Source organism: Streptomyces beijiangensis, from assembly GCF_017315755.1.
In the GTDB taxonomy this organism is placed as follows: domain Bacteria; phylum Actinomycetota; class Actinomycetes; order Streptomycetales; family Streptomycetaceae; genus Streptomyces; species Streptomyces beijiangensis.
In genome coordinates this window covers 1-8,592 of sequence record NZ_JAFLRJ010000107.1, presented here as the reverse complement: position 1 = coordinate 8,592, position 8,592 = coordinate 1, and the positions used below count along the sequence as shown (strand labels likewise).

The following is an 8,592-nucleotide window of genomic DNA, read 5'->3' as shown; positions in this document are numbered from 1 at the left end:
TACGAGACAGAGTCGCGGACCATCGCGAGGTTCTCGTCCAGGGTGGTGCGCAGGGCCAGTTCGACATGGCGGTCATGCGACTTGGCGACGAGGGTGATCACCGGTGCGCCCGAGTCGAGGAGCGCGTTGACCTGCGGGTCCTCCGCCGCCTTGGTGCTCGGGCGGCGCGTGGCGCCGAAGGCCACCAGCTGCGCGTGCTTGAAGTCGATCTCCTGCTGCGCGCGGGCGAAGAACTCGGTGTCGCGCGGGTTGGCCCCCGGCCAGCCGCCCTCGATGAAGCCCACGCCGAAGTCGTCCAGGTGCCTGGCAATGGTCAGCTTGTCCGCGACGGTGAGGTTGATGCCCTCGCGCTGCGCGCCGTCGCGCAGTGTGGTGTCGAAGACATGGAAGCTGTCGTCTCTGCTGCTCATGCTGATCTGAACTCCTGTCGGGTGAGTGGCTCCGGAATGGCTGGCTCCACTTGCCCCCATCTTCGCTTGCGCCTCGCTGCCTGCCGTGGTGGGGCCGGGAAACGAAAAAACCCCTCGCGGGTGCGAAGGGTTAGCGCGCGGGTCTGGGGCACGATGTCCGCGCCGTACGTCGTGGTACGAGGCGGTCACTGCGGACCGGCGCGCCTGCTGCCGATAATCATGGCGAACGAGAGCACGGAAGCAGTCTGGCACAGGACCGCTTCCGTGCCGGGCCCGTCTCAGGATGCGAGCTGTGAGGTGGATCGCACCGGTGCGGACTCCTTTGCGTCCGTGGAGCCGACCCGGTTGAGGTCGATGTCCCTGGTCTCGCGCATCGTGAGATAGACGATGAGGGAGACCGCCGCACATCCCGCCACGTACCAGTAGAAACCGGACTCCATGTCCGCCTTCTTGAACCACAGGGCGACGTACTCCGCCGTGCCGCCGAACAGCGCGTTGGCGATGGCGTACGGAAGGGCCACACCCAGCGCCCTGATGCCGGTCGGGAACAGCTCCGCCTTCACACAGGCGTTGATCGAGGTGTAGCCGGTGACGACGACCAGGGCCAGGAGCGCCAGCCCGAAGGCCGGCCAGAAGGTGCCCGCGTGCTTGAGCATCGTCATGATCGGGACCGTCAGGAAGGTCGAGCCGACCGCGAAGGTGATGAGGAGCGGACGGCGCCCGATCCGGTCGGAGAGCATCCCGGCGAGCGGCTGGATGCACATGAAGACGAAGAGCGCGCAGAAGGAGACCAGGGTCGCCGTCTGCTTCTCCATGCCGGCGCTCTTGGACAGGAACTTCGTCAGGTAGGTCGTGTACGTGTAGTACGCGACCGTGCCGCCCATGGTGAGCGCCATCACCAGGAACGCCTCGCGCCGGTGCGCCCAGAGCATCTTGAGCGTGCCGCGGCTCGCGTCGGTCGCGGCGTCCGACTCCGCGTACACCTCGGTCTCCAGCATGCTGCGGCGGAGGTAGAAGACGATGGCCGCGCCGAGAGCGCCGACGACGAAGGGGATGCGCCAGCCCCAGCTGTGCAGGGCGTCCTCGGACAGCGTGCGCTGCAGGATGATCAGCAGCCCGAGGCCGACGAGCTGGCCCGCGGTCATCGACACGTACTGGAAGCTGGAGGCGAATCCGCGCTTCTCGGGGGCGGAGGCCTCGGTGAGGTAGGTCGCCGATGCGGCGTACTCCCCGCCGACCGAGAGCCCCTGGAGGAGCCGGGCGACCAGGAGGACGGCTACGCCTCCGTAGCCCGCTACCCCGTAGGTGGGGGCCACCGCGATGAGGATCGCCGAGGCCGACATGAGGGTGACCGTGAGGGTCAGGGCGGCCTTACGGCCCTTGCGGTCGCCGATCCGGCCGAGCAGCCAGCCGCCGACGGGCCGCATGAAGAAGCCCACGGCGAAGATGCCCATGGTGTTCATGAGGTTGGCGGTCTCGTTCCCCTCGGGGAAGAACGCATCCGCGAAGTAGACGGCGAAGGTGGCGTACACGAACCAGTCGAACCACTCGACCATGTTGCCGGCCGAGCCGACCCAGATTTTCTTCCATTGCTCTCGTCCCATGGTGGTTCACGGTGAGGGAGGGACGGGACGGGCCACAAGGGTGCAGGTGGCAACGATCATGCGTACTTACGTGCGTTGCGTACTCACGTGCTTGCGGGTGTGAGCGCCTCGTCGAGGAACTCCCCGATGTGGGAGAGGACCTGGGGCCGGTCGGAGCCCGGGAGCCCCATGGCCACATGGGTCGAGAACCCGTCGAGCAGCGCCCGGATCCGGACGGCGAACCGGTCGGCGTCGACGGCGCGCAGCTCACCGCGCGACGCGCCCTCGACGAGGAGGGCGACCAGGTCCCGGTGCCAGGAGAGCTCGATGTCGAGGAGCCGGCCGCGGGCGTCGTCGCCGACGTCGTGGGCGCGGTTCCAGAGCTCCAGCCAGAGGGACCAGTGGGGGTCGCGGGGCCGGGAGGGCACGTACAGCTCGACGAAGGCGTCGAGGCGTTCGCGTACGGGAATCTGGCGGGCGAGCGCGGACCGGCGCTCCATGCCGAGCTGCTCCTCGCTCCATTCGAGGGTCTGGAGGAGGAGCTCGTCCTTGGAGCCGAAGTAATAGAGGAGATGTCCGCTGCTCATGCCGACGGTCCGCCCGAGCCCGGCCATGGTGAGCTTGTCGAGCCCGCGCTCGGCGATGGCGGCCATGGCCGCGGCGAGAACGGTCTCGCGGGGCGGGGCGTTCTTGCGTGCGCGGGCCGCGGGTTCGGTCATGGGCTCAGGATACGAAGGGACCGGAGGCCAGCTCGGCACTGCATGCCACGGCCTGGGTGTACCGGTGGCCGTCCTTGATGTAGTCGATCCGGAAATCCTTGAGCATGTAGGTGCCAGGACGGGTGAGCTGCAAGTGCACCATCGGGTACACGGTCGTAGCGGTCCGCGCCGGGATGCGGATGGGGCGCGCGGCCAGGTTCGTGTACGGACGCATGACAGCGGCGTCCCCACTCATCGCCTGGCCGTCGGGCATCGCGTCGTACGCGCTCCAGCCGGTGACCCGGATCCCCTGCGGCACATGGACCGCCGTCACACCGGTGATCTCGATCGGGGAGTCGGAATGGTTCGTCAGCTGGTTCAGGGAGGGCCAGAACTCGGCGCCTGTCCTCAACCGCTGCATGCCCACGCCGAATCCGCACTCCGAGTCCAGCGCGAACCCCGCCGGACTCGCCGGCCCCGCCGACACCCCTGCCAGCAGAAGTCCTGCCAGCACCGCTCCGTACTTCAGCGCACGACGACGTTCCATCTTGTTCCCCCCACGGAAACGGCGCGAGCCCCCGCTCACACCTCCGGCTGTTGCTGGGTGATGCAGTGAATACCGCCCCCACCAGCGAAGATCGTACGTGCATCGACCAGCGTCACGGTGCGCTCAGGGAAAAGATCCCGGAAGATCGCCGCCGCCTCCTCGTCCCTGGGGTCGCCGAAGGCGCACAGCACCACTCCCCCGTTGCAGAGGTAGTGGTTGATGTACGAGTAGTCGACCCACTCCCCGTCCTCGTCCTTGAGCACGGTCGGGGCCGGCACCTCCACGACCTCCAGCGGCCGCCCCTGCGCGTCCGTCTCCGACCGCAGCTGCGCCACGATCCCCCGGCACAGCTCGTGGTCGGGGTGGGAAGGGTCGGGCTGGACGTGCGCCACGACGACGCCCGGGCGGGCGAAGGCGGCCACGATGTCGACATGTCCCCGTGTGCCGAACTCGCCGTAGTCGCCGCTCAGTCCGCGCGGCAGCCAGATCGCCTTCGTCGTGCCGAGCCGCGCGTGGATCTCCGCCTCGACCTCTTCGCGCGACCAGTCCGGGTTGCGCTCGGGGCCCAGCTGGACGGTCTCGGTCAGCAGGACCGTGCCCTCGCCGTCGACGTGGATCGCGCCGCCCTCGTTCACCAGGCGGGAGGTGTACGTGTCGACGCCGACGAGGTCGGCCACGTACGCACCGATCTTCGCGTCGTGCCCCCAGCGCGCCCACTCCTGGGCGCCCCAGCCGTTGAACACCCAGTCCACAGCGGCCAGTTCAGTCCCATTGGTGACGAACGTGGGTCCGATGTCGCGCATCCACGCGTCGTCGAGCTCGCGCTCGACCAGGTCGACGCCGGAACCGAGCAGCGCCCGCGCGCCCTCCGCCTGGCCGGGGCCGACGACCATAGTGACGGGTTCGTACGTACGGACGGCGCGCGCCACCGCCGCCCAGGCCTCCCGCGCCTCCGCCAGATCGCCCGGGTTGTCGAAGGTGGGGTTGGGGCCCGGCCAGGCCATCCAGGTGCGCTCGTGCGGGGCCCATTCGGCGGGCATACGGAACGTCATCGCCAACTCCTAAAGACTGTGCTCATCACAAGAAATAGAGCCTGTTGAGGGAGACCGAGTCTGCCGGTTCGGACTGCAGCGGGTCGCCGTCCAGCGTGACCAGACCGCTCGCGGCGTTCACCCCGACGTCGCCGATACGGGAGTTGAGGCGCAGGTCAGCGGGTCCGATCCCGCGCGTGCCGCGCACCGCGACCCGTCGCCGGCGGGTCGGCATACCGTCGTTGCCCTGGTCGACGGCGGCCTGCGCGACGAAGGCGACCGACAAATCAGCCGCAGTCGCGCCGTACGACCCGAACTGCGGTCCCAGGATGAGCGGTTCGCAGGTGTCCGTCGCCGCGTTCGGGTCGCCCGTCACCCCGTACGCGGGGAAGCCCGACTTCAGCACCAGCTGCGGCTTCGCGCCGAAGAACGCGGGCTTCCACAGCACGATGTCGGCCAGCTTGCCGACCTCGATCGAGCCGATCTCGTGCGAAAGCCCGTGCGCGATGGCGGGGTTGATGGTCAGTTTCGCCATGTAGCGCAGGACGCGCGCATTGTCGTCGTCGGGCCCGTCGCCCTCCATCGGGCCGAGCTCGGCCTTCATCTTCCCGGCCATCGCGAAGGTCCGGCGTACGGTCTCGCCCGCCCGGCCCATCCCCTGCGCGTCCGACGAGGTGATCCCGATGGCGCCGAGGTCGTGCAGGACGTCCTCCGCGCCCATCGTCCCGGCGCGGATACGGTCGCGGGCCATCGCGGCGTCGCCCGGCAGGTCGGTCTTGAGGTCGTGTACGGAGACGATCATTCCGTAGTGCTCGGCGACGGCGTCCCGGCCGAAGGGAAGCGTCGGATTGGTCGAGGACCCGATCACGTTCCGTACGCCCGCCATCTTGAGCACGTTCGGTACGTGGCCGCCTCCGCACCCCTCGATGTGGAAGGCGTGGATGGTCCGCCCGTCCAGGACGGAGAGGGTGTCCTCCACCGACAGGCACTCGTTCAACCCGTCGCTGTGCAGGGCCACTTGGACATCGTGCTCCTCGGCCACCCGCAGCGCCGTGTCCAGCGCCCGCGTGTGTGCGCCCATGTCCTCGTGAACCTTGAAGCCGGAGGCACCGCCCTCGGCGAGCGCCTCCACCAGCGGAGCCGGGTCCGACGACGAACCGCGTGCCAGAAAGCCGATGTTGACCGGCCAGGCGTCGAAAGCGTTGAAGGCGTGGCGCAGCGCCCAGGGCGAGTTGACCCCGACGCCCCACACCGGGCCGAACTCCTGGCCGATGATCGTCGTCACCCCGGAGGACAGCGAGGCCTCCATGATGCGCGGCGACAGCAGATGGACGTGCGCGTCGACCGCGCCCGCCGTCGCGATCATCCCCTCGCCCGACACGATCGACGTGCCGGTGCCGACCACGACGTCGACCCCGTCGAGTGTGTCGGGGTTCCCGGCCCGCCCGATGGAGGAGATCCGCCCCTCCCGGATCCCGATGGAGACCTTCCGGATCCCGAGCGCCGCATCGATCACCAGCACATTGCTGATGACGACGTCACACGTCTCGCGGACGGCCGCGGCCTTCAGATGCAGTCCGTCGCGGGCGGTCTTCCCGAACCCGGCGAGGAACTCGTCGCCCGGCTTCTGGGAGTCGGCCTCGACCCGGACCACCAGCCCGGAGTCGCCGAGGCGGACCCGGTCGCCCGCGCGGGGGCCGTGCACGGCCGCGTACTCACTCATCGCTCTCAGCTCCCAGATATCCGCAGGCAGCCGCGGCACGCAGCGCCTTCTCCTTCGCGCCCGGCGCGTCCAGCGGGCCGTCGACCAGTCCGGCGAAGCCGATCGCGACGCGCTCGCCGCCGATCGGCATCAGCCCGACCTCGGCGCTCTCGCCGGGGCCGAACCGCACGGAGGACCCTGCGGGCACGCACAGCCGCATGCCGTACGCGGCCGAACGGTCGAAGTCCAGCCGGGGGTTGACCTCGAAGAAGTGGAAGTGCGAGGTGACGGAGACGGGCACGCTCGCGGTGTTGTGCACGCGCACCCGCACAGCCGCCTCGGGCTCGGCGTACCCGGGTCCCGCCAGCACAGCCCCCGGAGCCCCGCTTCCCAGCGACCCTGCCGCCCCGATGGGATCGCTGACCACGGCCAGCCGCGACCCGTCGTCGAAGACGGCCTCCACATGCACCTCGGTCACCACATCGGCGACCCCCGGCAGTACGTCGTCGGGACCCAGCACACTCCGCGCCGCCTCGATCGCCTCCGCGAGCCGCCGCCCGTCGCGGGCCGCCTCGCAGACCGTGTCCGCGATCAGCGCGGTCGCCTCGGGCACATTGAGCTTCAGCCCGCGCGCCCTGCGCGCCCGCGCCAGCTCGGCGGCTCCGAAGAGCAGCAGCCGGTCGCGTTCCGTCGGGGTCAGCCGCACGCCGTCACACCTCCACGCATCGTTTAGAACTTCACTCTAACCACGAGATTCATACTCCGGAAACATTGACGTGCCACATTGCCCTAAGTCACATTGAACGCTGCTCAAACTTCCGAGTCTCAGGGGTAGCCGACATGCCGATTGAACAGCGCGGAGTAGACACCATCCCGGATGCGGAACGCACCAGCGGTCCGCGCGATCTCATCTCGATCCTGCTCGGCTCGAACCTCTGCCTGGGCGTGATCGTCTTCGGCTGGCTGCCGGTCTCCTTCGGCCTGGACCTGTGGGGCTCGGTCACCTCCGTGATCACGGGCACCATCGTCGGCACGCTCCTCACCGCGCCGCTGGCCCTGGTCTCCCTCCGTACGGGCACGAATCTCTCCACCTCCAGCGGAGCCCAGTTCGGCGTTCGCGGCCGGCTGGTCGGCTCGGTCGTCGGACTGCTGCTCTCCCTCGGATACACCGCGCTGACCCTCTGGATCGGCGGCGACACCATCATCGGAACGCTCTCCCGCCTGATCGGCCTCCCCGCAACCGGCTGGATCCACGCCGTCGTCTACGCGCTGCTCGCCGCGCTCACCGTCGTCGGCGCGGTGTACGGCTACCGGCTGCTGCTCCGGCTGAGCAAGATCCTCGCCATCGGCATGACCGCGCTCCTGGTCCTCGGCCTGATCGCGTACGCACCCGACTTCACGACCGCGGCGGCCCCCGACACCCCGTACCTCCTCGGCTCCTTCTGGCCGACCTGGCTGCTCTCGGCGGTCGCCGCAGGACTCAGCGGCCCGATCGCCTTCATCACGCTGCTCGGCGACTACACCCGCTACATCTCCCCGCGCCGCCACACCACGAAGTCGGTCCTGGTCTCCACCTGCGCCGGACTCTGCCTGGGCCTGCTGGTCCCGCAGCTCTTCGGTACGTACACCGCACTCGCCGCCCGCTCCTCGCTGGACTACGCGGGCCCGCTCGTCGCGGCCTCCCCCGCCTGGTACCTGATCCCGCTGCTCCTCGCCGCCTCCGCCGGATCGGTCGGCAACGCGGGCCTGATGCTCTACTCCATGGGCCTGGACCTGGACGCGATCCTGCCGCGCGCGACGCGCGCCAGGGCGACCCTGGTGGTCGCGGCCGTCTCGACCCTCTTCGTCTTCCTCGGCCACTTCGCCTGGGACGCGCAGTCGGCGATGACGTCCTTCGTCCTGCTCCTCACGGCGATCGGCACCCCGTGGGCGGTGATCACGGTGATCGGTTACGTACGCTGCCGCGGCAGTTACGACGCGGACGCCCTCCAGGTCTTCAACCGCCGTGCGCGGGGCGGGATCTACTGGTACCGCTCCGGCTGGAACTTCCGGGCGACGGCGGCCTGGGCCCTGGGAGCGGCGGTGGGCCTGCTCGCGGTCTCGACGCCTTTCTACGAGGGGCCGCTGCTCTCCCTGACCGGTGGTGTGGACTGCAGCTTCATCTTCTCGGGGGTGGTGGGCGGCGCGGTGTACGCGGCGCTCACGGCCCGTCCCGCGAATGCCCCCGTCCAGACACCTGCCGAAGCGCTCGCCGAGCTGTAACGTCCCGCTCCATGGACAGTGACATACAGGCATTCGTCCCCGAGCCGGACCGTGAAACCCGGCTCCGCTCCGAGACGGCGGCACTCGCCGCACGATGGCCGGACCCCGCCGACAGGCCACCCCTGTACGGAATCCCGGTCGGCATCAAGGACATCATCCGGGTGGACGGCCTCCCCACGCGGGCAGGCTCCTCCGTCCCGCCCGAGGCGCTCGCGGGCCCTCAGGCGGCGGTCGTCACGCGCCTTCGGGAAGCCGGGGCGCTGATCGCGGGCAAGACGGTCACGGCGGAGTTCGCGGTGCTGGCCCCGGGGCCGACCCGTAACCCGCGCAACCTGGCGCACACGCCAGGCGGTTCGAGC

9 protein-coding genes are annotated in these 8,592 nt (G+C 69.6%); 2 read left to right on the top strand and 7 right to left on the bottom strand.

Going from position 1 to position 8,592, the window contains the following annotated elements:
* The 7 genes from J0695_RS12380 to ureA all read right to left on the bottom strand — a co-directional run.
* Nucleotides 1-410 (bottom strand): hydroxymethylglutaryl-CoA lyase-like TIM-barrel protein (locus J0695_RS12380; protein WP_505383606.1); only part of this gene is annotated, 410 nt, incomplete at its 3' end.
* A gap of 278 nt (nt 411-688) precedes the next feature.
* A complete protein-coding gene (locus J0695_RS12375; RefSeq protein WP_206962042.1) occupies nt 689-2,014 on the bottom strand; it encodes an MFS transporter in 1,326 nt (441 codons plus the stop codon).
* 83 nt (nt 2,015-2,097) lie between these two features.
* Nucleotides 2,098-2,712 carry a TetR/AcrR family transcriptional regulator gene (locus J0695_RS12370; RefSeq protein WP_206962041.1) on the bottom strand — a complete coding sequence of 205 codons (615 nt, stop codon included), beginning with the start codon at nt 2,710-2,712 and terminating at the stop codon, nt 2,098-2,100.
* 4 nt (nt 2,713-2,716) lie between these two features.
* Entirely contained in the window at nt 2,717-3,238 is a 522-nt protein-coding gene (locus J0695_RS12365; protein WP_206962040.1) for a hypothetical protein, read from the bottom strand.
* A gap of 35 nt (nt 3,239-3,273) precedes the next feature.
* Nucleotides 3,274-4,290 carry an agmatine deiminase family protein gene (locus J0695_RS12360; protein WP_206962039.1) on the bottom strand — a complete coding sequence of 339 codons (1,017 nt, stop codon included), beginning with the start codon at nt 4,288-4,290 and terminating at the stop codon, nt 3,274-3,276.
* A 25-nt stretch (nt 4,291-4,315) separates the two neighbouring features.
* The gene (locus J0695_RS12355) at nt 4,316-5,992 is read right to left on the bottom strand and encodes an urease subunit alpha (protein WP_206962038.1); all 1,677 of its coding nucleotides are present in this window, start codon (nt 5,990-5,992) and stop codon (nt 4,316-4,318) included.
* The gene (gene ureA / locus J0695_RS12350) at nt 5,985-6,677 is read right to left on the bottom strand and encodes an urease subunit gamma (protein WP_206962037.1); all 693 of its coding nucleotides are present in this window, start codon (nt 6,675-6,677) and stop codon (nt 5,985-5,987) included. Before ureA ends, J0695_RS12355 begins: the two co-directional genes overlap by 8 nt.
* 134 nt (nt 6,678-6,811) lie before the next feature.
* On the opposite strand from ureA, the gene J0695_RS12345 reads away from it, so the two are divergent.
* Both J0695_RS12345 and J0695_RS12340 read left to right on the top strand, forming a co-directional pair.
* Nucleotides 6,812-8,233, top strand: a complete 1,422-nt coding sequence (locus tag J0695_RS12345; protein WP_206962036.1) for a cytosine permease — start codon at nt 6,812-6,814, stop codon at nt 8,231-8,233.
* Nucleotides 8,234-8,244: 11 nt separating this feature from the next.
* On the top strand, nt 8,245-8,592 hold a 348-nt coding region (locus J0695_RS12340), incomplete at its 3' end, for an amidase family protein (RefSeq protein ID WP_242552550.1).